We start from the raw sequence: 23,330 nt of genomic DNA on the forward strand, positions 1-23,330 counted from the left end.
TTGAGCTAGTCCTCGCTCGGCCCTTACAGGGGCCGCGTCAGCCAGAGGTTGTCGGTGGACGCGGCCGCATACGGCCCCTGGGCGGCTCCGCTCTGTAGCACCAGGTCGAATGCCTCGGCGCGCATCCGGCGGTCGGTGTACAGCAGCACGATGACCCCCGCGTTGAACGGTGCGGTGATGATTTCGCCGATGGCGGCGCCCACCGAGAGAACCGCCGTGCTGACCAGGAACGCCGTGCCGGACGAGGTGATCTGGAAGAACTGGCCGACGATGCTGAACGGCACCGCGACGGCGTTGGCGACGACGGCCGTCACCAGGAACGCGAGCACCCGGATGCCCAGCACTCGCCAGAATCCGTTGCGCACCAGCTTGAACGATCGGGCGATCGCGTCCAGGACGGGCAGCCGCTCCAGCACGATCAGTACCGGGGCGAACAGCACCACGGTGTAAAGGAACACCAGCAGCGCGAGGACGACCAGCACCAGCGGAATGCCCAGCACCACGGCGGCCGCGGCGCTGCCGATCGCCGCCAACACCCCGATGATCACCGCGACGAGCCCGGCAAGGGCGGCGACCACGACGGCTTCCAGCAGGGCAAGGCCGAGCAGGGTCAGCAGCCGCCCGCGGATCTTGGCCCAGGTTTCGCCGATGGTGATATGTGACCCGAACACCGCCCGCCCGACGATGACGGTGAGCATCCCGGACAGCAGCATGCCGCCCAGCCAGCCGACCAGGATGCCGCCACCCACCGACACGGACCAGGCCCCGAGGACGCCCGAGCTGAGTTGGCCGGGCTGATCGCTGGCGAGCCTGTCGGCCGCGGCCAGTGGCCCGAAGAAGGCGACCTTGGTGACGATCTGCATGATCACCACGACGATGGCGGTCAGGCCCAACGTCGCTTTCGGGTTAGCCCGGACGTAGCCGACCGCGCCGTTGAAGATGTCGCCGAGGGTCAGCGGCCGCAGCGGGATGATCCCGGGTTTGACGGCCGCGTACCCCGGCGCTGTGCCGAAGGATTGCGGCGATCCGTACCCCGGCGCGGGCCCATATCCGGGTGGTGGCCCGTAGCCGGGCGGTGGTCCGTAGCCCGGCGGCGATCCGTACCCCGGCGGGGGTCCGTAGCCGGGCTGGGATTGGTACCCCGGCGGCGGGCCGAAAGCCGGTGGCGCGTCGTACGGCGGTGGCGGGCCATAGCCCGGAGGTGCACCGTACCCCGGCGGCGGGCCGTAGCCCGGAGGCGGACCGTATTCAGGTTGTGGGCCGGATGCCGGTGGCGGACCAGCCGGATAACCAGGCGGCGGCGCGCTCACCGAACCCCGCGGCCTCTGCAGCCGGGCGCGTCGTTCGTCATGGGCTCCATCCTGTCGGCGGCCGGGGCATTTCACAACGTTGACCCCCTGCCCGGCGCGTAGCGTCTCAGACATGGCGGAACTCAAATCCCGGATCCGGACCGACCTGACCGCGGCGATGAAGGCCCAGGACAAGTTGCGAACGGCCACCCTGCGCATGCTGTTAGCTGCGATCCAAACCGAGGAAGTTTCCGGTAAGGAGGCCAAGGACCTCACCGACGAGGAAGTCATCAAGGTGCTGGCCAAAGAATCGCGCAAGCGGAGCGAATCCGCGGAGATCTACACCCAGAACGGGCGCGGAGAGCTCGCCGCCAACGAGCACGCCGAGGGGCGGATCATCGACGAGTACCTGCCCACCCCGCTCACCGAGGCCGAGGTGGCCGACGTCGCCGACACCGCCATCGCGCAAGTCGCCGAGGAAATCGGCGAGCGGCCGGGGATGAAACAGATGGGCATGGTGATGAAGGCCGCCACCGCGATCGCCGCCGGCAAGGCCGACGGCGCGCGCCTCTCGGCGGCCGTCAAAGAGCGGCTGTAACCACCCGGGTTCCGTCGTCGCCGCGGCGCGTCACGCGCCGGGCGTCGAGCTGTTCCAGCAGCGGCACCGCCACCCGCCGGCTGGTGCCCAGCGCGCGGCGCGCCTCGCTGACGGTGAACGGTTGTGGCAGCGCCGCCAGCACGCCGGCGGCGCGGTCCAGGGCGTCGGGCCCCAGCACCACCCCGTCGGCGATCCGCGCCAGCCGCCCGGCCCGCACCGCCGCGGCCAGCTCGCGCGGGCCCAGCTTCAGCTCGGCCAGCTCGTCGGCCTCGGGCGCCCGGAACGGCTCGGCGGCCAGCCACTCCTCGACCGCGGACACGGCCTCGTCCACCCGGGCCGGCAGGCCCGCCCCGGGCGGGCGGACCAACCCGTCCGTCACCTGCAGGCCCGTGCCGTCCAGCAGCTTCGGCATCAGGTCGGCGGCGGGCAGCCCGACTTGTTGTCGCAACGTCTCCAGCGGCATGCCCGCCGCGATGTCGTGATCGCCCGCCCAGCGCCGCACCGCCGCGGCCGCCTCCTCGCGCCGCGCCGCCCACCACCGCGGATCCACCACCCAGTCGCCCACCCGCTGCCCGCGCGGCGGCAGACCCATGGCGCGCAGGTCCGCGGCGCGCGCGACGTCGGGGGCGGCGGCCTCGCCGGTGGCCAGTTCTTCGGCGCGCGCCCGCGCCGCGCCCCGCCGTCGCAGTCCGGGCGGGCGGACGTCGAGCACCTCGACGCCCGCCGCGATCCGGTGCTCTCCGGGGTCGCGGAGCAACCCGATGTCCCCCACGCGCAGCGGCAGGGGCCTGGCCAGCCGCAGCCGCGCCGCGGCGGCCCCCAGCCGGCGCACCTGCACCGGCACCGCCGCCGACCCGATGTGCAACACCAGCTGGCGGTGCAGCGTGTCCGCCGACCGCAGGGCGACGTCGATCTCCGCGGTGTCCAACCAGGCCCCTGGCGTGCGCACGGTGTCCCCGCGGCCGACGTCGTGCCGGTCAACGCCGCGCAGATTCAGCGCCACCCGCGAAACTGGGCCCACCGCGTCCGCGCCGCGGCCCAACGATTGCAGCCCGCGGACGGTGACGCGCCGCCCGGCGTGCTCGAGCTCGTCGCCCACCCGGACCGTGCCGGCGGCCAGCGTGCCGGTGACCACGGTGCCCGCGCCCCGCACGGTGAAGCTGCGGTCCACCCACAGCCGCACGTCGGCGCCGGGGTCCGGCGCGGGCAGCCGGTCGGTCAGCGCCACCAGTTCGGCGCGCACCCGGTCGAGGTCGGTGCCGATAGCCACGGGGGTGCCCGCAAGTGATGTGGCGGCAAGCTTTTCGGACGCCTGCGCGACCGCCGGGCCCGCATCGGCGAGGTCGGCCTTGCTGATCACCAGCAGTCCGTGCCGGACCCCGAGCGCATCCAGGGCGGCCAGGTGCTCCTCCGACTGTGGCATCCAGCCCTCGGTGGCCGCGACGACGAACACCACCGCGGGGACCGCACCGACGCCGGCCAGCATGTTGGCCACGAACCGCTCGTGGCCGGGCACGTCGACGAACGCGAGCTGACGGCCGCCGAGCTCCGTCCACGCGAAGCCCAGATCGATGGTCAGACCGCGGCGCCGCTCCTCGGCCAGCCGATCCGGCCACATGCCGGTAATCCGTTGCAGCAGAGTCGATTTGCCGTGATCAACGTGTCCGGCTGTGGCTAGGACGAACACGCCCGCACCGCCGCGGCCAGCAGCTCGTCATCCTCGGGCGCCACCGTGCACAGGTCGAGCAGGCACCGGCCGCCCTCCAGGCGGCCCACGACGGGTGGGCTGGCGAGGCGCAGCGCGGCGGCGTAGGACTCGGGCAGGCTCACCGCGGCGCTGGGCAATTCGACACCGGGCGCCCCGCCGCCGCCGACGGCCGCGACGCAGTCCACCGCCATCGCCCCGGGCAGCCCGGCGGCCAGCGACTCGGCCCGCGCGCGCAGCCGCTCGACATCGGCGGCCAGCGCCTGCGCCACCGGCGGGGGCGGTCCCAGCAGTGTCGCCTCCAGCGCGGCCAGCGTCAGCTTGTCGACCCGCAGGGCGCGCGCCGCGGGATGGCGGCGGATCCGCTCGATCAGCTCGGCGCCTCCGAAGAGCAACCCGGCCTGCGGCCCGCCCAGCAACTTGTCCCCGCTCGCGGTGACCAGGTCCGCGCCGTCGGCCAGCATCGACGTCGCATCCGGCTCGTCGGGCAGCACCGGATGCGGCGACAGCAGGCCGGAGCCGATGTCGACCACCAGCGGCACGCCGAGCTCGCGTAGTTCCGGCGCCAGCGTCGCGACGTCGACGGCCGAGGTGAACCCGGTGACGTGGAAGTTGGACGGATGCACCTTCAGCACGAAACCGGTCTGCGGCCCGAGCGCCTCGGCGTAGTCGCACAGGCTGGTGCGGTTGGTGGTGCCGACTTCGCGCAGTCGCGATCCGGTGGATTCCAGCAGCTCCGGGATGCGGAACCCGTCACCGATTTCGACGAGTTCGCCTCGGCTGAGCACGATCTCCTTGCCGGGTGCCAGTGCCATGGCGGTCAACAGCAGCGCGGCCGCGTTGTTGTTGACGACATGCACGCCGCCGGTGGTCGGGACCGCACCCGCCAGGGCGGCCAGCGCACCCCGGCCGCGGCGCGCCCGCCGGCCCGTCGCCAGGTCGAACTCGACGTCGGTGGCCCCGCCGGCGGCGACCACCGCGTCCAGCGCGGCCCGCGACAGCGGGGCGCGGCCCAGATTGGTGTGCACCACCACCCCGGTGGCGTTGATGACCGGCCGCAGGCTCGAGGCGGTGGCGGGAAGGGCGGCGACCGCGTGCTCGGCGACCTGCTCGGGTGCGATCTCGCCGGCCCGCGCCCGCCGCTGGGCGGCGGTGATCACCGACTTGACCAGGTCGCGGCCTAGCACCCGTTGCGCCGCGACCAGCCGCGGATCGGCGAGCAGCGTGTCGGTGCCGGGCACCCGTCGGCGCGGGTCGCTCATGTCGGGCCCGAAAGAACATGGCGGAGGCGGACGGGAATTGAACCCGCCAACGGCAGCGACTGCCGTTCGACGGTTTTGAAGACCGCGCCGGTCACCAGACCGGACACGCCTCCTTCAGCCATGGCGCCAATTGTCGCAGCCTCCGCGGCGCGGGCACCATGGACGCCGTGACGTACCGACTGACTCAATACGCCCACGGCGGCGGCTGCGCCTGCAAGATCCCGCCCGGTGAGCTCGAGGAGGTGGTCCGCGGGCTGGGATCCAAGCCGCCGCGCGACGCGGTCGGGGAGCTGCTGGTGGGCCTGGACAACGGCGACGACGCGGCGGTGGTCCGTATCCAGGACGGTACGGCGCTGATCGCGACGACCGACTTCTTCACCCCGGTGGTGGACGACGCCTACGACTGGGGCCGGATCGCGGCCACCAACGCGCTGTCCGACGTCTACGCGATGGGTGGGCGCCCGGTGGTCGCGGTGAACCTGCTGGGCTGGCCGCGGGAGGTGCTGCCGTTCGAGTTGGCCGCCGAGACGTTGCGCGGCGGGCTGGACGTGTGCGGCCTGGCCGGCTGCCACCTGGCCGGCGGGCACAGCGTCGATGACCCCGAGCCCAAGTACGGGCTGGCGGTCACCGGGATCGCCGATCCAAACCGCCTGCTGCGCAACGATTCCGGCAAGCCGGGAACGCCGCTGTCGCTGACCAAGCCGCTCGGTGTCGGCGTCCTGAACAACAGGCATAAGGCCACCGGGGAGCGCTTCGAGGAGGCCATCGCAGTGATGACGACGCTCAACGCCGAGGCGGCCGGCGCGGCGCTGGCGGCTGGCGTCGAATGTGCCACCGACGTCACCGGTTTCGGGCTGCTCGGCCATCTGCACAAGCTGGCGCGGGCCAGCGGCGTGACGGCGGTGGTGGACTCGGCCGCGGTGCCCTACCTGGACGGCGCACGCGAGGCGCTGGCGGCCGGCTACCTGTCCGGCGGCACCCGGCGAAACCTCGACTGGGTGGCGCCGCACGTCGACCTCTCGGCGGTGAGCCAGGACGACGCCCTGTTGCTCGCGGACGCGCAGACCTCCGGTGGGCTGCTGATCGCCGGGGAGATTCCGGGGGCGCCCGTCATCGGCGAACTGGTGCCGCGCGGCGAGCACACCATCGTGGTGCGGTGAGCGGTCCGATCGCATCAAGGTGCATGGCGACCCGCTGCGCCCGGCTTCGCCGCGCTTGCGATCGCCATTAGGGTGAGCACATGGCCCTGCGCGAAGTTTTCCTGGAATGGCCCGTCCTGCGCCAGTTGCGGTCGACAGACAAGCTCGGCCGCGGCTCGGCGGTGACGTCCAAACACACCCGCGCGCTCACGCCGCGCACCACCACCGCCGACCGTGTTGTGCAAAGCGTGTGCCCGTACTGCGCCGTGGGCTGCGGGCAGCGCGTGTATGTCAAGGATGAGCGGGTCGTTCAGATCGAGGGTGATCCCGATTCGCCGATTTCGCGAGGGCGGTTGTGCCCCAAGGGTTCTGCCAGCGAACAGCTGGTGAATTCACCCGGGCGGCAACTGCAGGTGCTTTACCGGCCGCCCCGGGCGACCGAATGGCAGCCGCTGGAGTTGGACACTGCGATCGACATGATCGCCGACCGCTTCGTGGAATCACGCCGAAACAGTTGGCAGGACATCGACAAGAAGGGCAACCTGCTGCGCCGCACCATGGGTATCGCCGCGCTCGGCGGTGCGACCCTGGACAACGAAGAGAACTACCTCATCAAGAAACTCTTCACCGCCGCGGGCGCCATTCAGATCGAGAACCAAGCTCGTATTTGACACAGCTCAACGGTTCCCGGTCTGGGAGCCTCCTTCGGGCGCGGCGGCGCCACCCAATCACTGCAAGACATGGCCAACGCGGACTGCATCGTCATCCAGGGCTCCAACATGGCCGAGTGCCACCCTGTCGGCTTTCAGTGGGTGGAAGAGGCCAGGGCCCGCGGCGCGCGGGTGATCCACGTCGACCCGCGCTTCACCCGCACCTCGGCGGTCTCCGACCGGCACATCCCGATCCGCGCCGGTTCGGACGTGGTGCTGCTCGGCGCGTTGATCAATCACATCCTGTCCAATGATCTGTGGTTCAAGGAGTACGTGCTGGCGTACACCAACGCCGCGACCCTGATCAACGAAAACTTCAGGGATACCGAGGATCTCGGCGGCCTGTTCTCCGGATTCGACCCCGAAACCGGGCAATACGACACGTCGAGCTGGGCCTACGACGAGCAGGACGACGGCCAGATCGAGTCCCCTGACGGGGGTCACACGCACGGCGCCACCGCCTCGCAGAGCGCCGCGGGTGACGAACACGGCAGCGGCGGCCCGCCGCTGGCGCACGCCAAGGTGAAGCGAGACGAAACCCTGCAGCACCCCCGCACGGTGTTCCAGATACTCAAGCGCCACTACGCCCGCTACACGCCGGAGATGGTCAGGGACGTCTGCGGTATCAGCCGCGAGGACTTCGACTATCTGGCCCAATCCATCGTGGCGAACTCCGGGCGCGAGCGCACCACCTGCTTCGCCTATGCCGTCGGCTGGACCCAGCACACCCTCGGCGCCCAATTCATCCGCACCGCAACGATTTTGCAACTGCTGACAGGCAACGTGGGTAGACCCGGCAGCGGGATCATGGCCCTGCGCGGTCACGCCACCATCCAGGGCTCCACCGACATCCCCACGCTGTTCAACCTGCTGCCCGGGTACCTGCCGATGCCGAAGGCGGGCATGCACGACACCCTCGCCGACTACCTCGGCGCGGTGAGCTCCAAGAAGCAGAAAGGCTTCTGGGCCAACGCCGATGCCTACACGGTCAGCCTGCTCAAGGCGTGGTGGGGGGATGCGGCCACGGCGGACAACGACTGGGCTTACGACTACCTCCCGCGGCTGTCCGGTCCGCACGGCACCTATCAGACCGTGATGGGGATGCTGGACGACGAGGTCGAGGGCTACTTCCTGCTCGGGCAGAATCCCGCGGTGGGTTCGGCCCACGGCCGCATGCAGCGCCTGGGCATGTCGCATCTCAAGTGGCTGGTGGTGCGCGACCTCAACCTCATCGAATCGGCCACCTGGTGGAAGGACGGGCCGGAGATCGCGTCGGGCGAGCTCAAGACCTCCGACATCGAGACCGAGGTGTTCTTTATGCCCGCCGCAACGCATGTCGAGAAGGCGGGATCGTTCACCCAGACCCAGCGGCTGTTGCAGTGGCGTCACAAGGCCGTCGAGCCGCCGGGCCAGTGCCAGAGCGAGCTGCAGTTCTTCTACGAACTCGGCAAGCGGATCCGGCAACGGCTGGCCGGCTCGACCGACGAGCGGGACCGGCCGCTGCTGGACCTGACGTGGGACTACCCGACCGACGAGCACGGCGAGCCCGACGGGGAAGCGGTGCTGGCCGAGGTCAACGGGTACCGCGTCGGGGGCGCCGAGAGCGGAAAACCGTTGACCTCCTACACCGAGCTGCGCGCCGACGGGTCGACGGCCGCCGGCTGCTGGATCTACACCGGGGTGTACGCGAACGCCACCAACCAGGCCGCGCGCCGGGTGCCGGGTGGCGGTGACTCGCCGAGCCAATCCGAGTGGGGCTGGGCGTGGCCGGCCGACCGGCGGGTGCTCTACAACCGCGCCTCGGCCGACCCCGAGGGCAAGCCGTGGAGCGAACGCAAGAAGTACATCTGGTGGGACCAGGACGAAAAGCGCTGGGTCGGCTACGACGTGCCGGACTTCGTGGCCGACCGGGCACCCGGTAGCCGGCCCGATCCGGACCTGGGTGGTCCCGACGCGCTGGCCGGGGACGACCCGTTCATCATGCAGGCCGACGGCAAGGGCTGGCTGTTCGCGCCGACGGGCGTGGTCGACGGTCCGCTGCCCACGCATTACGAGCCGCAGGAGTCGCCGGTCACCAACGCGCTCTACCCGCAGCAGCGCAATCCGGCGCGAATCACGTTCCCGCGCAAGGACAATCTGAGCGCGCCGAGCGCGGGCGACCCCGGCGCCGAGGTCTACCCCTACGTCTTCACGACCTACCGACTCACCGAGCACCACACGGCCGGCGGCATGAGCCGGTGGCTGCCCTACCTGTCGGAGCTGCAGCCGGAGATGTTCTGCGAGGTGTCCCCCGAACTGGCCGCCGAACGGGGCCTCGAGCCCTACGGGTGGGCCACCATCATCTCGCCGCGCGCCGCGATCGAGGCCCGGGTGCTGGTCACGAAGCGGGTGAGCCCGCTGATCATCAACGGCCACACCGTGCATCAGATCGGGCTGCCGTATCACTGGGGCGTGGGTAGCGACGCGGTGGTCAGCGGCGACGCGGCCAACGACCTGCTCGGTGTGACGCTCGATCCCAATGTGCAGATCCAGGAGTCCAAGGCCGGCTCGTGCGACATCCGCCCGGGACGCCGTCCGCAGGGCGAGGAGCTGCTGCGCTTGATCGCCGAATACCAGTCCCGGTCGGGCGCCACCACCGAGACGGACAATGTACGGATCGATGATGCCGTGTGGGACATCATCGGGCGGCCGGACACGAGGAGGGCAGATGGGTCAGCTGATTGGACCGACTGACCCGGCCACCGACGCCGGTTGGTCGGATCGCAAGCCGCGGAAAGGGTTCTTCACCGACACCTCGATCTGCATCGGCTGCAAGGCCTGCGAGGTCGCCTGCAAGGAGTGGAACCGCAACCCGCGCGACGGCGACCTCGAGTTGTTGGGGTCGTCGTACGACAACACCGGGGCGCTGGGCGCCAGCACCTGGCGGCACGTCGCCTTCATCGAGCAGGGCCGCGACCGCATCGAAGAGGCCCGCGAATCCGGTCGCGCGCTGATCAATCTCGGCATGCCCGCCATCCCCGGTGCCGCGAAACCCGAGGAACCAGAGCCTGTTTCGCAGCCGCTGTACACGCCGGAATTCCGCTGGCTGATGTCATCGGACGTGTGCAAGCACTGCACGCACGCCGGCTGCCTGGACGTGTGCCCGACGGGCGCGTTGTTCCGCACCGAATTCGGCACCGTCGTGGTGCAGCACGACGTGTGCAACGGCTGCGGAACCTGCGTGGCCGGATGCCCGTTCGGCGTGGTCGAACGGCGCAGCGACGGCACGTACGCGACGCCGGTGGAACGCCCGGGTAGGCCGAAAGAGGAATTCGTCACCGGCGTCGCCCAGAAGTGCACGCTGTGCTACGACCGCCTGGTCGAGGACCAGGTACCGGCGTGCGCCAAGACCTGCCCGACGACGTCGATCAAGTTCGGCAATCACGACGAGCTGGTGACCCAGGCGCGCGAGCGTGTGGCGCAGCTGCACGCCGAAGGCCGAACCGAGGCAAGGCTTTACGGCGCCAACGAGAACGACGGCGTCGGTGGGATCGGATCGGTGTTCCTGCTGCTCGACGAGCCCGAGGTGTACGGACTGCCGCCAGATCCGCGGGTGTGCACGGCCGACCTGAAGACCATGTTCAAGCGGGCGAGCATGGCCGCGGCCAGCATGGTCGGCGCGGCCGCGTGGGCATTCTGGAGCAGCCGGTGAGCACCTCGGAATTCGACAGCTTCCGCCCGCCGGAACCCGGCAGGCGCCGCAAAGGCAAGCGCGCGGGTCGCCGCGGCGGCGGCGACGGGTCACGCGAGATGCCGATGGTGCCCGACGCCGAATTCACCTCGTATTACGGACGCCCGGTGGTCAAGCCGGCGCCCTGGGGACACGAGGTGGCGGCGTACCTTTTCCTGGGCGGCGTCGCCGGCGGATCCGGCCTGCTGGCGGCGGGCGCCCAGCTCACCGGCCGAAACACGTTGCGCCGTAACACCAGGCTGTCCGCCCTGATCGCGGTGTCGCTCGGCGCCGTCGCGCTGGTAAAGGACCTGGGCCGGCCCGAGCGTTTCGTCAACATGCTGCGCACGGTCAAGCTGACCTCGCCGATGAGCATCGGCTCGTGGATCCTCAGCTTCTTCTCCGCCGGCATCGGAGTCGCCGCGGCCGCCGAGGTGGACCGGATGACCGGCGAGCGAATCCCGTTGGGCCCGTTGCGGCCCGTGCTGCGCGCCGCGGAGGGACCGGCCGGACTGGAAGCCGCCGCCTTCGCGGCGCCGCTGGCCGTCTACACCGCGGTGCTGCTCACCGACACCGCGACCCCGACGTGGAACGCCGCGTATCGAGACCTGCCCTTCGTGTTCGTCAGCTCGGCGAGCCTGGCCGCGTCGGGGTTGGCGATGATCACCACCCCGGTCGCCGAGGCGGGGCCGGCCCGCAAGCTGGCCGTCATCGGCGCGGTCAGCGATTTGGTCTCCGCCAGATTCACCGAGTACCGGATGGACCCGGTGACCCGGGAACCGCTGCACCACGGCACACCTGGGCGGTTGCTGTCGGCCAGCGAATGGCTCGCCGCCGCAGGGGGTTTGGGTGCGCTGCTGGGCGGACGGCACCGCGGTGTCGCCGCCCTGTCCGGCCTGACGTTGCTGACGGCGTCGGCGCTGCTGCGGTTCGGCTTCTTCGAGGCGGGCAAGGAATCGGCCGGCGACCCCCGCTACACGATCGAGCCGCAGAAGCGCAGGCTCGCCGCCCGCCGGGCGGCCGGCGTCACCGGGGACTCCATCACCACCGCGGACTGAACGCCGGAATCGTTTGCGCCCGGAGCAGCCGGGTACCCCGTCACGCATGACGAATTTTGGCTACACTTTGATGACCGAACAGAGTGGACCCAAAGACCTTGTCCGGTATGCGGTTTCGGCTGAAGAGCGCGGATTCGACTTTCACGTGTGCAGCGACCACTTTTCGCCGTGGCTCACTTCGCAGGGGCACGCGCCGAATGCCTGGGCGGTGTTGGGCGCGGTGGCGCAGGCCACCGAGCGGGTCGATCTCTACACCTATGTGACGTGCCCGACGATGCGGTATCACCCCGCGATCGTCGCTCAGCAGGCGGCCACCGTGCAGATCCTGTCCGACGGCCGGTTCACCCTGGGCCTGGGCAGTGGGGAAAACCTGAATGAACACGTCGTCGGCAAAGGCTGGCCGACCGTCACGCGCCGGCAGGACATGCTGCGCGAGGCCATCAAAATCATCCGCGAGCTGTTCGGCGGGCAACTGGTTGACTTCACCGGCGACTATTTCCAGGTCGATTCGGCGCGGTTGTGGGACGTACCGGACGTTCCGGTCGGCATCGGGGTGGCCATCGGCGGCACCAGGGCCGTCGACAAGTTCGCCAAGCTGGCCGACCACCTGATCGCGACGGAACCCGAGAAGGGGCTCGTCGACGCCTGGCACGGAGCCCGCCAAGCCGCCAATCTTGCCGGCGGTGGACGCGTGGTCGGCCAGATCCCGGTGTCCTGGGACCCCGACCGTGATACCGCCGTCAAACGCGCGCACGAGCAGTTCCGCTGGTTTGCCGGCGGCTGGAAGGTCAACGCCGACCTGCCGACGCCCGCCGGCTTCGCCGGGGCAACCCAGTACGTGCGCCCCGAAGACGTCGCCGAGACCATTCCCTGCGGCCCTGACCTTGACGCGATCGTCGAGGCCGTCCGGCCCTACTGGGAAGCGGGATTCACCGACATCGCCCTCGTGCAAATCGGCGGCGAAACCCAGGAACGCTTCCTCGAAGAAGCCGCGGAGCCTTTGCTCGCGGCGCTGCGCGACGCAGCAAACTGATCGCAGGTTTGACCGCTGCGCGCCCGGGTATCCGCCTCCCAGTCGTGCGCAGCCAGCCAACGCGCGTCGGACACCGGTAGAGCTGGGACGTGAACGGGCGTTCCGGCGCGCGTTGGCCTTAGAACACTGCTGCCGCACAGCCGGCTTGCAGGCATCCGCATTCCGGTAAAGCAGGGGGAGTGAATTATGAGCGATCAAACCGGCGCCACCACAACCACACTCGTCAGGGCGCTCAGCGGCGCCAGTTTCGGCCTGGGTGTGAGCGAACTGGTTGCCCCGGGCAAAGTCGCCGCGATCGCGGGCGTGGACGCCACCGGCCGGTCGCGACGGGTGATCCGCGCGCTCGGGGTGCGTGAATGCGGCCATGGCGCGGCGCTGCTGGCCGGGCCGGCCAAGCTGGTGTGGACCCGCGTGGTCGGTGACGTGCTGGACATGGCGCTGTTGATCGCCGGAGTGGTCGCCCGTGGGCCGGGCCGACGGCGCCAGGGCGCCATTTCGGCCACCCTGCTTTCCGGCATCGCCGGACTCGACCTCTACACGGCGTTGCGAACCACCGCGGACCGACGCGGTGCTTCGCAGCTACCAGCTGTTTGATCCGACGGGTGATGTAGGAAGGGATGCGACGATGTCAAATGAATTGCAGGGCAAAACGATAGCGATCTTGGCGGCTGACGGCGTGGAAAAGGTGGAGCTCGAACAGCCGCGTGCGGCGCTGCAGGATGCCGGCGCGCGGGTGCAGCTGCTGTCCCTGAAGGACGGCGAAATCCAGGCACGCAACCACGATCTCGAACCGGCCGGAACGTTCGCCGTCGACCGGTTGGTATCCGAGGCGTCGGTGGACGAATACGACGGCCTGGTGCTGCCGGGCGGCACCGTCAACCCGGACAAGCTGCGCATGGACAGCTCCGCCGTCTCCTTCGTCCGTGATTTCGTCGGGTCGGGCAAGCCGGTGGCGGCCATCTGTCATGGGCCCTGGACGCTGGCGGAAGCCGGTGTGGCAGTGGGCCGCACGCTGACGTCGTATCCCAGCATTCGCACCGATCTGCGCAATGCGGGCGCACACGTCGTCGACGAGGAGGTCGTGGTCGACGGCAATCTGATCTCGAGCCGGTCGCCGTCGGACCTCCCGGCGTTCTGCGCGGCCATCCTCAAACAGTTCGCCCGTGAGACGGCGGGTTAGCCGCCACGACTTTCCGGCAGGTCCGTTTGAATGCGCCGGTTTGCGGGCATTATCCCGCCAAGCCGTGCTGAGCGGCAATCCTTGTAGGGTTCTCGAAAGGCCAACAGTGACAACCACGTATCCCGAGCCCGCTGTCTCGTCCGTTCCGAACGTGTATCAGCCGCAAGAGGACTCTCGATTGCTGGTCGACGTGATGCATGACACCGGCCTGATTCCCGGGCGGCGGGTTCTCGATCTGTGCACCGGCAGCGGTTTCGTGGCCATCGCGGCCGCCGCGATGGGATGTGCCGGCGCGACGGCGTTCGACATCTGCCCGCACGCGGTGCGGTGCGCCCGGGAGAACGCGGCGGTGGCCGGTGTCGAGGTCGACGTGCGCGAAGGATCGTGGATCGCGGCGGTGGATTGCGCGCCGTTCGACGTGGTCGTGTCGAATCCGCCTTATGTGCCCACGCCACCCGGTGCGGAGTTGGAAGAGATCTGCCCGAACGCGGGACCGTCCTGGGCGTGGAACGCCGGTGTGGATGGCCGGATGATCCTCGACCCGCTGTGCGAGTCGGCACCGAAGCTCCTGCGCGACGGCGGATCCCTGCTGCTGGTGCATTCGGCGCTCGCCGGCGTTCAGCAGTCCCTGGATTCGCTGAAGTGGGCCGGTATGGATGCGAAAGTGATTGCCTCCAAATGGATACCGTTCGGCCCGGTGATGTCTTCCCGGGCGAAGTGGCTGGAGGAGGTCGGCCTGATCCCGCGCGGGCGGCGGGAAGAAGAGCTGATCGTGATCCGCGCGGAGAAGCGATGACCACCACCCGGGTGCAGGTGGTGCCCAACGGGCCGGTGCTGGTGTCGGGTCCGGTGCGCATCGAGATGCCCGGTGGCGAGGTCGTCGAGTCCGACCGCTTCATGGTGGCCATCTGCACCTGCCGTCGCAGCGACCGCTACCCGCTGTGCGACACCAGCCATCGCCGGTGCCGGCGCCTCAAGACGTCGGCAGGCTCGTCTGCTCCAGCGGCCTCCGCAGCGACGTCTGACTCCGCCCCCACGACGTCATAATCCGTTCTGCCAAGCGGTCTTCGACGGCGGCATGGGCGCGGATGCCAAAGATGACATCGTGCTCGAGCCGTGGGTCCTGGGCGACGAGATCGCCCACCACGTCGTTGCGCACGACGTGTTCGTGCACCGCGTCGGCTTCGACGTGCTCGCTGTAGAACTCGATGCAGGCCGCCGGTGCCCGCAGGCGCCGCAAGGCCTTCACCATGCGCTGCGATCCCGGCGGTGAGGTGATCTCCGTCGACGCGAAGTGCCCGATCGCCGCGCCGCGCATCGAGCGGTGCAGGCCGAAGAGTGACATGAGGTTGACGACCGCCAAGGATTCGGCGGGCACCGCGTCGACGTAACCCCAATACGTCGCGTCCAGACCCGCCGCTGCCAGCAGATCAGCGAACAGCTGCTGGTGCAGCCGCGGCCCCCGTCCGGCGCCGTATTCGTCGAATTCGATTGCCACAAAAGCCGCTTTCGCCACACCCGTCAGGCGCGGGATGGCAAAGGCATGCGGATCGCCCTCTTTCAGGTGGTATAGGGAGCGATGTATGAAGTATTCGCACATCTGCTGCCAGGTTCCGGTGTCGCGCAGGTAATACGACGGGCCGGTGCCGTCGGCGGCTTCGACCGTGAGCGCTTCCATCTCGGCCGCCGCCGTCTGATCGGGATCGATGTGCCCGACATCGCGGCGCACGCCCGCCAGGAACACCCGTTCCAGTTCGGCGCGCAGCCCCAGTAGCGCGGGATTCCACTCCCAGGCGGGGTCCACGCCGGCGAGGCCGCGGTAGTGCAACTCGTAGCACATCGACAGCGCCAGTTGCAGATCAAGGCCGCAAGGATCGGAATCGCGCACCGAGGCACCGATACGCGCCAGGTGGTCAACCGACGGTGGACCGGCCAGCGCACAGCGCACGGCCGTTGACAGGGGCCCGTGCGCCGCAGGCAGGACCGGTTCGGTCAGGGTCGATGCGTGGGTCACGCCGATGTCTACCCGCTGTGCGGGACGGGCAAACGGCACGCCGGCCGGCCGCTAACGGCCGTCACCGCGTCTCAGGCGGCTTCTGAGGGTAGCCGGAAGGTGATGTCCGCGGTGGTGCCGCTGGCCGTGGTGTCGAGCTCTATCGAGTCGCTGAGCACCCGCATCAGCGGCAGGCCGCGCCCGCCGTTGCCCGGGGGGTTGGCCGGCGTCTTCCACGATCCGTAATCTTTGATCCGGGTGCGCACTTCGCCGTCGGCGAGATTGACCTCGAGCAGCATGGTTCCGGCGGCGAAACCCCGGTAGGCGTGTTCGACGCAGTTGGTGCACGCCTCGTTGACGACCAGCACGATGTCCGCCGCCCGGTCCTCCGTCACGCCTCCGGCGTGTAGCCAGCCCGCCAGCCGATGCCGGATGAGGACCAATTGGTCCGCGGTGGCGCCGGTTTCGATCCGCAGGGGTGTGTGCTGGTGTCGGTAGATCACCATCGCGACGTCGTCGTCATACCCGGCCGCAGGCGCCAGTTCGCGAAGCACCACATCGGCGACGGTGTCCAGCGGCGATGTCATGGTCTGCGCCAGAACGTCTGCCGCACGGTCGATCCCGTCGTCGATCGACTCATGTTTGCGTTCGACGAGTCCATCGGTGAACAGCATCAGCGTAGAGCCGGGCGGCAGCACCTGCGTTGCCTGCGGGCGTGGCTCGTTGCGGCGGACCGCCAGCGGCACCGACGCGGCATCGGTCAACAGCATTGTCGTGCCGGGCTGCGGGCCGGCCAGCACGGCCGGCATGTGGCCGGCGTTGCTGTACTGCAGCACCCCGGTCTCGGTGTCCAGGATGGCCAGAAACACGGTCGTGCAGTACGCGTTCGGGATCAGCGACGCCGCCGAGTCCAGCTGGTCGAGCAGCACGGCGGGCTCGGCCCCGTTGATCAGCAGCGCACGCGCGGAACTGCGCAGCTGACCCATGATCGCGGCCGCCGGCAGGCCGCGGCCCACGCAGTCTCCGACGACGATGCCGATGTGGTGCTCGCCGATCGGCAGCACGTCGTACCAGTCACCGCCGATCTCCAAGGGCGGCACCGCGGGTTCGTAGCGAACGGCGAAGCCCGGCGGCGGCTGAACCGGCGGGAGCATGGCCCGCTGCAATGTCAGCGACGTCTCACGCGCGCTCTCGAACTGGCGCACGTGCTGCATGGCCAGGCTCAAGTGACCGATGAGCACGGTGACCAGCAGCCGGTCCTCCCCGCTGACCCAGCGAGGCGTGCGCAGCTCCAGCCACAGCGTCAGGTCACCGGTACCGGAGAGTGCCGCGACCAGTCCCTGGGCCTTGCCCGGATGATCAGGCGCCTCAACCGTTTTCGCGGTGAGAGGCAACTGGTGACGCGCATCCTGGAAGGTATGGCGCAGCCACGGATCCAGTTTGCGCCACGATGAGGCCGAGGGCTCGCCCGCCGCCTGCACCGTGGGGTCGCTGTCGCCGTTGGGCCACGAGACCGCGATCACCCGTTGCACATCGATCGCCGCGCTGCACTCGTCGAGCGTGATCGACAGCAACTCGTCCACGCTCTTGGCCACCGCCACGGCGGTGGCCAGCCGCAACACCGCACTCTCCCGGGCCGCGAAGGCGCGCTCGGCGGTGACGTCGCGGATCGTGCCGACGTAGGCATCCCGATCGCTGCCGGTTTCCTTGACCGCGTTGATGCTCACCTTCACCCACGCCAGGTGTCCGTCGGCATGGCGGATCGGTGTTTCGTAGTCGGCCCGGCCGTTGGCCAGCACCTCTGATATCTGCTCGGCCGCCGTCTTCGTGTCGACCAGCCATGGGTGCGGCCACCGGTACGGCAGGCCCTCGTTGGGAAACCCGAGGATCTCGATGAAGGCGTTGTTCATCTCGACCACGGAGCCCTCGTGATCGGCGACGAAGAAGCCTTCCTGCAGCGAATTCACCAGGGCGGTGCGGAATTTGTCCCGGTCGGCCAGCCCCTCGGCGCGGGCCCGCTGTTCGGCGTAGCGCCGGTTGCCGTCGATGAAGCCGCGTGTTGCGATATCCAGCGGAACCAGCAACTGCAACAGGAACTCCAGCGCGATCGGCGCATCGATCCGCACGTCTTGCGAGATTTCGAAGACCAGGCGGACGTGCTGCTCGACGATGTCGAGCAGGCTGATCTGTTCCTTCAGGGCCCTGCGCCCGAGCTCGTTGCCGACCGACAGGCTGGCCTCGTCGTGTGAGTTCAGATAGGCACGCAGGGCGGCCTCGTATTGCGCGTGAAAGTCGTTGTCGCCGCTCAAATCGATACTCCCCTGTGACGCGCCGCCAGCACCATCGCATCGTCGGTCTCTTTCGCGTCCTTGCCGAGGAGCCCCTCCGCGATAGCGACAGCGGTGGCCGAGAAGTCGATGTGGTCCAGGTAGTCTTCGACGATTCCGTCGGTGCTCATCACGATCAGATCGCCGGGGCGAATCGAAACCACCTGCGCCGGCCTGATTTCCGGTATGCGATAGCCGACGATGCCCCCGGTAAGCCGTGCGCTGGAACGAATCTGGTTACCGGTTGGCGCCTTGGCCACCAGGTCGGCGGTGACATTGCCGACGCCGGTCCAGGTGAGCGTGTTGGCGGCGAAATCCACCCGCGCCAACGTCATTGCGACTCCGCGGGTGCCGACCAACACGCGGTGGCAGAGCTGGATCAGCACCTCGACCCGCTCGGAGCTGGCGCGCGTGACCACGTCGACGGCGCGCAGCGCGGCTTCGGCGGCGGCCGGCCCATGGCCGAGGCCGTCCACCACCCCGAACAGCGCGGCGTCACCGCCGACCTCGACTGCGATACCCCGGTCACCGGAGGTGTATTCACTGGGCAAAGGCCGCCCCGCCCTTGCCCATTCGATAGGTCCGAAGCGACCGCTCTCATGCACGAGGGGGGACCCATTTCCACATTTCGATGACAGTTCCCTGTCCCAGGGTGGATTCGACGACCAACCGGTCCATCAGCCGGCGCGCGCCCGGCAAACCCATGCCCAGCCCGCGTCCGGTTGTGTAGCCGTCCTCCATCGCCCGTTCGATGTCGGCGATGCCGGGGCCCTCGTCCTCGGCGCGCACCACCAGAGCCTTGCGCCCCTCCCGGTCGGCGATGGTGACCCGGACGGCGCCGCGGCCGGCGTAGCTGGTGATATTTCGGGCGATCTCGGAGATCGCAGTGGCGATCATCGTGACATCGGTCAGGGAGAATCCCCAATCAAGGGCGAGCTCGTGTCCGGCTTTGCGGGCTTCGACGATGTCGTCGGGGTGGTCGATGGCGACGACGATATCAGCCGCCACCGTCGAGCCCGATCGTTGACTTCCCCGCTGCGCCTTGACGATTCAGCAGCGCCAGGCCCTCTTCGAGATCCAGGGCGGTGTTCATGTCGTCGAACGCCAGACCAAGCTGGACCATCGCGAAGGCAACCTCCGGCTGCAATCCGACGATCACGGTGTCCGCGCCGCGCAGCCGCGTCATGTGAGCGATCGTCCGCAGCGACCTGGCGGCGAAGGAATCCATCACATCGATGGCGGTGACATCGACGATGATGCCCTGCGCGCGGAACTGGCTGACCCGTTCCATCAGGTCGTAGCGCAGGCGTTCGGCGTCGGAGTCGGTGAGGGCGGCCTGTACCGACGCGATGAGGATCGAGCCCTGTTTCAGGATCGGTACTGGCATGGGGTGCTCGCGTCGATGGTGGTTATCCGGTCTGCTCGCCCGTGCGGGTCACCTCGTAACCCAGCAGGCGTTCGGCTTCCTCGATGCCACCCTGCAGGTCACCGACGGCGTTCATCTTCGACAGGTCCAGCCCGATCGTCACCAGCGTCAGCGCGATCTCGGAGGACAGGCCGGTGATGATCACGCTGGCGCCCATCAGGCCGGACGCGTCGACCGTCTGCACCAGGTGGTTGGCCACCGTCGAGTCGATGGTCGGCACACCGGTGATGTCGATGACCACCACTTTGGCGCGGTTCGCGCGGATGGCCCGCAGCAGCTGTTCGGTGACCTGGCGGGCGCGCTGGCTGTCCAGCACGCCGATGATCGGCAGGATCAGCAGCTGCTCACGCACCTGCAGCACCGGCGTCGACAGCTCGCGGATGGCCTCCTGCTGCTGGCGGATGATGCGCTCGCGTTCCTGCACGAAGGACACGGCCACGGTATTGGCGATGCGGTTGGCCGCCGGTTCGTAGGCGTCGAGGACGCGGTTGAGCATCTCGAAGTCGGTCTGGTACTTCTCGAACAGTGACCGCGCCAGCACGTCGCGGAGCAGCAGCACGATGCCGACGACCTCGTCGGTCTCCACGCCCCGGGGGATGATGCGTTCGGACAGGTCGCGAGCGTAATCTTGCAGCGCCTCGACGCTACCGGTCTCGAGCACCTCGACGTAGCTGTCGTACACGGTCGTCGCCTCGGAGAAGATCTCCTCGGGGGTCATCGCGGTGAGCAGCTCGGCCTCGGTGATCCTGCGGGCCCACTCCTCCCGCAGGACGGTTCGGTTCTGCCGCAGATGCTGGACTAGCTGGGGAAGGAGACCCTCACTGGAAATGCCGATGGTCTGTGCTGCGGTGCCGGTACTGTTGAAATCCGACGGCGAATCTGACATCTGGCCTCCCGAGTGCCACGTCGCGCCCTGCGGTCTGCAGTTCCTTTTGCGAGACTAGCGTGGGTTGTCGCGGGGCACGTGTAGAGGGCATATTCTTCTCGCAGTTCGGTAACGCAGGCTAGGGTTGAACCACGCCACGGCCCAGGACAAAGGATTGCCATTGTCAGCTCCTGATTCGATTACCACGTTGGTTGAGGACCATGACGGCGTGTCCGTGGTCAGTGTCAGCGGCGAAATCGATTTGGTCACGGCTCCAGCCCTGGAACAAGCCATCAGCGCGGTCGTCGCGGACAGCCCTACAGCACTGATCATCGATCTCTCCGCGGTCGAGTTTCTGGGCTCGGTCGGCCTGAAGATCCTGGCGGCGACCTACGAGAAGCTGGGCGACCAGACCGGGTTCGGCGTGGTCGCTCGCGGTCCGGCCACCCGCAGGCCGATCCATCTGACCGGCCTGGACAAGACCTTCCCGCTGTACCCGACGCTCGACGATGCGTTGACCGGGGTGCGGGACGGCAAGCTGAACGGCTAGCTACCCACCCCGCCGCCCTGGCGGCGCGCCGTCTCCATGGCCCGGGCCCGGTGGGCCGAATTCTGACAGGTTTAGTTGCCTGACAACATGTTTGGCGCAAAGGCGGCGAGTTTGATTCCGCACTGCATCGATTTCGGGACTTATCCCGCATTTTTCCCGGAAACGCCGTCCGCGGCAGGAATTCACCCGAACAAAACCGGCGAAGACCTTTATCGGCGGCCGGTCGTCGTGAACCGGTGTCCCCGCGTAGCCCAGATGCGATGATCAGGACTATGGACGTCGACCATCCGCAAGACGACCAGCGGTGGGATCGCCGTGAGCGAGGCGAGACCGAAGTTCAACGGCTGGACCGCAATTGGAACAGCCTGCTGCAGGAGCTGCGGGTGGTCCAGACCGGGGTGCAGCTGCTGACCGGCTTCCTGTTGACCCTGCCGTTCCAGCAGCGCTTCGACGTGTTGGGCCCGCACATGCGCGTCGTCTATCTGGGCACCGTGGTGTGCGCGGTGTGCGCGACCGTCTTATTGATCGCCCCGGTCGCCATGCATCGCATACTCTTCCGGCGTCATCGGCTTCAGGTCCTCGTATCGGCTGCGCACCGGTGCGCCTTCGCCGGGCTCGGCCTGCTCGGTCTGGCGCTGATCGGCCTCACCACGATCATTTTCGCCGCGGTGGCCGGGCGAAATGTCGGCCTCATAGCCGGAGCGTGTGCGTTGCCGCTGTTCACCTTCTTCTGGTGGGTGCTGCCGCTGATGCTGCGGACGCGCGGCGACTGAGGCGAAACTCGTCGGTCAGCGGCCCGGCGCGAGTGCCGCGATTCGAGTGGAGTCCAGGTGCTCGAGCAGGTCGCGCGGATCGGCGAAGACAGGTTCGGCGCCCGCCTCCCGCAGCTCGGCGCGGGCAATGCCGCCGCTCAGCAGCCCGATGCACGGCAATTCCGCGCCGGCCGCGGCGTGCGCGTCCCACACGGCGTCCCCGACGAACACGGCGTGCGCAGCGTCGACGCCGGCGCGGTCCAGCGCCACCCGCACGATGCCGGGCTCGGGCTTGGCGGTGTCGACATCGCGCGAGGATGTCGTCTCGGAGATCACGTCGTCGCAGTCGAGCGCCTTGCGCAGAATCTCCAGCTCGTCTTCGGGCGCCGAGCTGGCCAGCACGACCTGTAAGCCCAGGTCGGCGACGCGGCGCAGCAGGTCGCGAGCGCCGGGCAAAGGTTGCAGCAGCGGGGTGATCTCCCGGTAGTACTGGCTGTGCTTGTCGCTGAGCCGCTCCTGAACATCGTCCGGGGCGTCATCGGAGAGCGCTCGGACCAGTCGGGACCCGTCCATGCCGATGCAGCGATGGATTTGCCAGGACGGCACCCGCATGCCTTCGGCGTCGAACGCGCGCTGCCAGGCGTACACGTGCAGATAGTTGGAATCCACCAGCGTGCCGTCGACATCGAACAGGACGGCGGGTGCGCCGCCGGGAGCATGCCCTGAAGTCATGTGCCCGGCATACCCAGGCCGGGTGCGGCTGACACAGTGCGGGGTCTCGTTTGGCCACCGGCGCGCCGGGTACACGTGCGTGATGATCCGCGACATCGGGCCCGGGGTTCATGGTGCCCGCCTGCGGCTCGATAGCAATCGTACGCGTACGAATAATGCTGGTACACAGTAATTCTCGACGAGGAATGACATTGGACTACCCCAAGAACGCCCCGGTCGACCATGCCCGCACCACCCGTCAGCACGCCGGCGAATCCTTCAAGAACGGTGCCAACGCCCCAGGTCTCGTCGGTTCAGCCGTCGCGGTCATCGCCCTGACCGTAGGGCTGTTCGCCGTGGCGGCCGGGCATCTGGTGAGCGGCGCCATCGCCCTGCTCGTGGCGGTCGTGCTGGGCGCGCTCAGTGCGGCGTGGCTGCTGCGCGCCCACCGCAAAGTCCGCGACGCCGAACTGCGCTGGCACGCTGAGCATTCCGATCAGCCGGCGCCACCGCCCAGCAGCTGAGGACGCCTGGTCTGTCGAGTTGACCACTTTCGGCATCGCGCGGCTGTCGGCGGCTGCCGCAACTTTTTCGGGCCGCGACCGTGTAACGCACCCCCGAACGGGGTACTGCCTGCGCCACGGGTGAGTACAGGAAAGTGCGTCAACCCGTTCCATCGCAGGAAGGAACACCAATGGCGACCACCACTGACTATGACGCACGCCGTGTATCTGACGCCGACACCCAGGAGAAATCCCCGCTCCGCGAACTGGCGCCGACCCTGCACGGGTCTGCCATCGCCGTGGTCGACGAGGACCCCAACGATGTGAACTTCTTCGAGCTGCCGGGCGCCGACCTGTCCGGAGAAGAACTGTCGGTGACGGTGATTCCCCAGCGGGCCGACGAGTTCACCTGCTCGAGCTGCTTTCTGGTGCAGCACCGCAGCCGGATGCGGGTCTCCGGCGCCGGCCTGCCGGTGTGCGCCGACTGCGCCTGACACCCGCCCCTCGAGCCGGGTGAGGC

At 68.9% G+C, this 23,330-nt stretch carries 24 protein-coding genes and 1 tRNA gene; 14 read left to right on the forward strand and 11 right to left on the reverse strand.

All coding sequences use genetic code 11. The annotated features are described in order from the left end of the window. Positions 1 to 23 precede the first annotated feature (23 nt). Positions 24 to 1,424 carry a hypothetical protein gene (locus tag A5708_RS01780; RefSeq protein ID WP_331250426.1) on the reverse strand — a complete coding sequence of 467 codons (1,401 nt, stop codon included), beginning with the start codon at positions 1,422 to 1,424 and terminating at the stop codon, positions 24 to 26. On the opposite strand from A5708_RS01780, the gene A5708_RS01785 reads away from it, so the two are divergent. Next, positions 1,423 to 1,887, forward strand: a complete 465-nt coding sequence (locus A5708_RS01785) for a GatB/YqeY domain-containing protein (RefSeq protein WP_065026985.1) — start codon at positions 1,423 to 1,425, stop codon at positions 1,885 to 1,887. The two genes, A5708_RS01780 and A5708_RS01785, sit on opposite strands and share 2 nt — an antisense overlap. Here the strand turns inward: A5708_RS01785 and A5708_RS01790 are convergent. The 3 genes from A5708_RS01790 to A5708_RS01800 form a co-directional block, all read right to left on the reverse strand. Then, positions 1,871 to 3,574 (reverse strand): selenocysteine-specific translation elongation factor, encoded by a 1,704-nt coding sequence (locus A5708_RS01790; RefSeq protein ID WP_065026986.1) that lies wholly within the window; start codon positions 3,572 to 3,574, stop codon positions 1,871 to 1,873. The two genes, A5708_RS01785 and A5708_RS01790, sit on opposite strands and share 17 nt — an antisense overlap. Beyond that, positions 3,562 to 4,854, reverse strand: coding sequence for an L-seryl-tRNA(Sec) selenium transferase (gene selA / locus A5708_RS01795; RefSeq protein ID WP_065026987.1), 1,293 nt, complete (start codon positions 4,852 to 4,854; stop codon positions 3,562 to 3,564). The genes A5708_RS01790 and selA overlap by 13 nt, the downstream gene beginning before the upstream one ends. Before the next feature lie 18 nt (positions 4,855 to 4,872). Then, positions 4,873 to 4,967 (reverse strand) — tRNA-Sec (locus A5708_RS01800). A 45-nt stretch (positions 4,968 to 5,012) separates the two neighbouring features. On the opposite strand from A5708_RS01800, the gene selD reads away from it, so the two are divergent. From selD to A5708_RS25860, 9 genes are all read left to right on the forward strand, one after another. Continuing rightward, complete coding sequence (gene selD / locus A5708_RS01805) at positions 5,013 to 6,014, forward strand: selenide, water dikinase SelD (RefSeq protein ID WP_081292780.1); 1,002 nt, start codon at positions 5,013 to 5,015, stop codon at positions 6,012 to 6,014. A gap of 80 nt (positions 6,015 to 6,094) precedes the next feature. Then, positions 6,095 to 9,436, forward strand: coding sequence for a formate dehydrogenase (gene fdh / locus A5708_RS01815; protein ID WP_231117787.1), 3,342 nt, complete (start codon positions 6,095 to 6,097; stop codon positions 9,434 to 9,436). Then, the gene (locus tag A5708_RS01820; protein ID WP_065026990.1) at positions 9,411 to 10,394 is read left to right on the forward strand and encodes a 4Fe-4S dicluster domain-containing protein; all 984 of its coding nucleotides are present in this window, start codon (positions 9,411 to 9,413) and stop codon (positions 10,392 to 10,394) included. Before fdh ends, A5708_RS01820 begins: the two co-directional genes overlap by 26 nt. After that, positions 10,391 to 11,470, forward strand: coding sequence for an NrfD/PsrC family molybdoenzyme membrane anchor subunit (gene nrfD, locus A5708_RS01825; protein ID WP_065027039.1), 1,080 nt, complete (start codon positions 10,391 to 10,393; stop codon positions 11,468 to 11,470). The genes A5708_RS01820 and nrfD overlap by 4 nt, the downstream gene beginning before the upstream one ends. A gap of 46 nt (positions 11,471 to 11,516) precedes the next feature. Then, a complete protein-coding gene (locus tag A5708_RS01830; RefSeq protein ID WP_065026991.1) occupies positions 11,517 to 12,503 on the forward strand; it encodes an LLM class F420-dependent oxidoreductase in 987 nt (328 codons plus the stop codon). A gap of 186 nt (positions 12,504 to 12,689) precedes the next feature. After that, positions 12,690 to 13,097: a malate dehydrogenase gene (locus A5708_RS01835; RefSeq protein WP_231117788.1), complete on the forward strand. Its 408-nt coding sequence runs from the start codon at positions 12,690 to 12,692 to the stop codon at positions 13,095 to 13,097. A gap of 31 nt (positions 13,098 to 13,128) precedes the next feature. Further along, positions 13,129 to 13,683, forward strand: a complete 555-nt coding sequence (locus A5708_RS01840) for a type 1 glutamine amidotransferase domain-containing protein (RefSeq protein WP_065026993.1) — start codon at positions 13,129 to 13,131, stop codon at positions 13,681 to 13,683. Between the two features lie 106 nt (positions 13,684 to 13,789). Continuing rightward, positions 13,790 to 14,479, forward strand: a complete 690-nt coding sequence (locus A5708_RS01845) for a HemK2/MTQ2 family protein methyltransferase (protein ID WP_065026994.1) — start codon at positions 13,790 to 13,792, stop codon at positions 14,477 to 14,479. Then, complete coding sequence (locus tag A5708_RS25860) at positions 14,476 to 14,730, forward strand: CDGSH iron-sulfur domain-containing protein (protein ID WP_081292782.1); 255 nt, start codon at positions 14,476 to 14,478, stop codon at positions 14,728 to 14,730. The genes A5708_RS01845 and A5708_RS25860 overlap by 4 nt, the downstream gene beginning before the upstream one ends. Here A5708_RS25860 and A5708_RS01850 read toward each other — a convergent pair. From A5708_RS01850 to A5708_RS01875, 6 genes are all read right to left on the reverse strand, one after another. Next, positions 14,657 to 15,697: an iron-containing redox enzyme family protein gene (locus tag A5708_RS01850; RefSeq protein ID WP_065026995.1), complete on the reverse strand. Its 1,041-nt coding sequence runs from the start codon at positions 15,695 to 15,697 to the stop codon at positions 14,657 to 14,659. The genes A5708_RS25860 and A5708_RS01850 overlap by 74 nt on opposite strands. A gap of 71 nt (positions 15,698 to 15,768) precedes the next feature. Beyond that, entirely contained in the window at positions 15,769 to 17,985 is a 2,217-nt protein-coding gene (locus tag A5708_RS01855; RefSeq protein ID WP_065026996.1) for a SpoIIE family protein phosphatase, read from the reverse strand. Further along, the gene (locus A5708_RS01860; protein ID WP_196772493.1) at positions 17,982 to 18,554 is read right to left on the reverse strand and encodes a SpoIIE family protein phosphatase; all 573 of its coding nucleotides are present in this window, start codon (positions 18,552 to 18,554) and stop codon (positions 17,982 to 17,984) included. The genes A5708_RS01855 and A5708_RS01860 overlap by 4 nt, the downstream gene beginning before the upstream one ends. A gap of 46 nt (positions 18,555 to 18,600) precedes the next feature. Further along, positions 18,601 to 19,011: an anti-sigma regulatory factor gene (locus A5708_RS01865; protein WP_065026998.1), complete on the reverse strand. Its 411-nt coding sequence runs from the start codon at positions 19,009 to 19,011 to the stop codon at positions 18,601 to 18,603. After that, positions 19,001 to 19,390, reverse strand: a complete 390-nt coding sequence (locus A5708_RS01870) for an STAS domain-containing protein (protein WP_064952620.1) — start codon at positions 19,388 to 19,390, stop codon at positions 19,001 to 19,003. The genes A5708_RS01865 and A5708_RS01870 overlap by 11 nt, the downstream gene beginning before the upstream one ends. Positions 19,391 to 19,412: 22 nt before the next feature. Continuing rightward, positions 19,413 to 20,315 carry an STAS domain-containing protein gene (locus A5708_RS01875; RefSeq protein ID WP_065026999.1) on the reverse strand — a complete coding sequence of 301 codons (903 nt, stop codon included), beginning with the start codon at positions 20,313 to 20,315 and terminating at the stop codon, positions 19,413 to 19,415. A gap of 160 nt (positions 20,316 to 20,475) precedes the next feature. Between A5708_RS01875 and A5708_RS01880 the strand changes: the two genes are divergently transcribed. Continuing rightward, positions 20,476 to 20,844: an STAS domain-containing protein gene (locus A5708_RS01880; protein WP_231117792.1), complete on the forward strand. Its 369-nt coding sequence runs from the start codon at positions 20,476 to 20,478 to the stop codon at positions 20,842 to 20,844. A 272-nt stretch (positions 20,845 to 21,116) separates the two neighbouring features. Next, positions 21,117 to 21,617, forward strand: a complete 501-nt coding sequence (locus A5708_RS01885) for a DUF6328 family protein (protein ID WP_065027001.1) — start codon at positions 21,117 to 21,119, stop codon at positions 21,615 to 21,617. 15 nt (positions 21,618 to 21,632) lie between these two features. Here the strand turns inward: A5708_RS01885 and A5708_RS01890 are convergent, their stop codons facing one another. Beyond that, positions 21,633 to 22,328, reverse strand: coding sequence for an HAD family hydrolase (locus A5708_RS01890; protein WP_065027040.1), 696 nt, complete (start codon positions 22,326 to 22,328; stop codon positions 21,633 to 21,635). Between the two features lie 185 nt (positions 22,329 to 22,513). On the opposite strand from A5708_RS01890, the gene A5708_RS01895 reads away from it, so the two are divergent. Next, complete coding sequence (locus tag A5708_RS01895; RefSeq protein ID WP_065027002.1) at positions 22,514 to 22,831, forward strand: hypothetical protein; 318 nt, start codon at positions 22,514 to 22,516, stop codon at positions 22,829 to 22,831. Positions 22,832 to 23,001: 170 nt separating this feature from the next. Next, a complete protein-coding gene (locus A5708_RS01900) occupies positions 23,002 to 23,304 on the forward strand; it encodes a DUF4193 domain-containing protein (RefSeq protein WP_065027003.1) in 303 nt (100 codons plus the stop codon). The last annotated feature ends 26 nt before the right edge of the window (positions 23,305 to 23,330 follow it).

It is taken from the genome of Mycobacterium colombiense (assembly GCF_001672755.1).
GTDB classification, from domain to species: domain Bacteria; phylum Actinomycetota; class Actinomycetes; order Mycobacteriales; family Mycobacteriaceae; genus Mycobacterium; species Mycobacterium colombiense_C.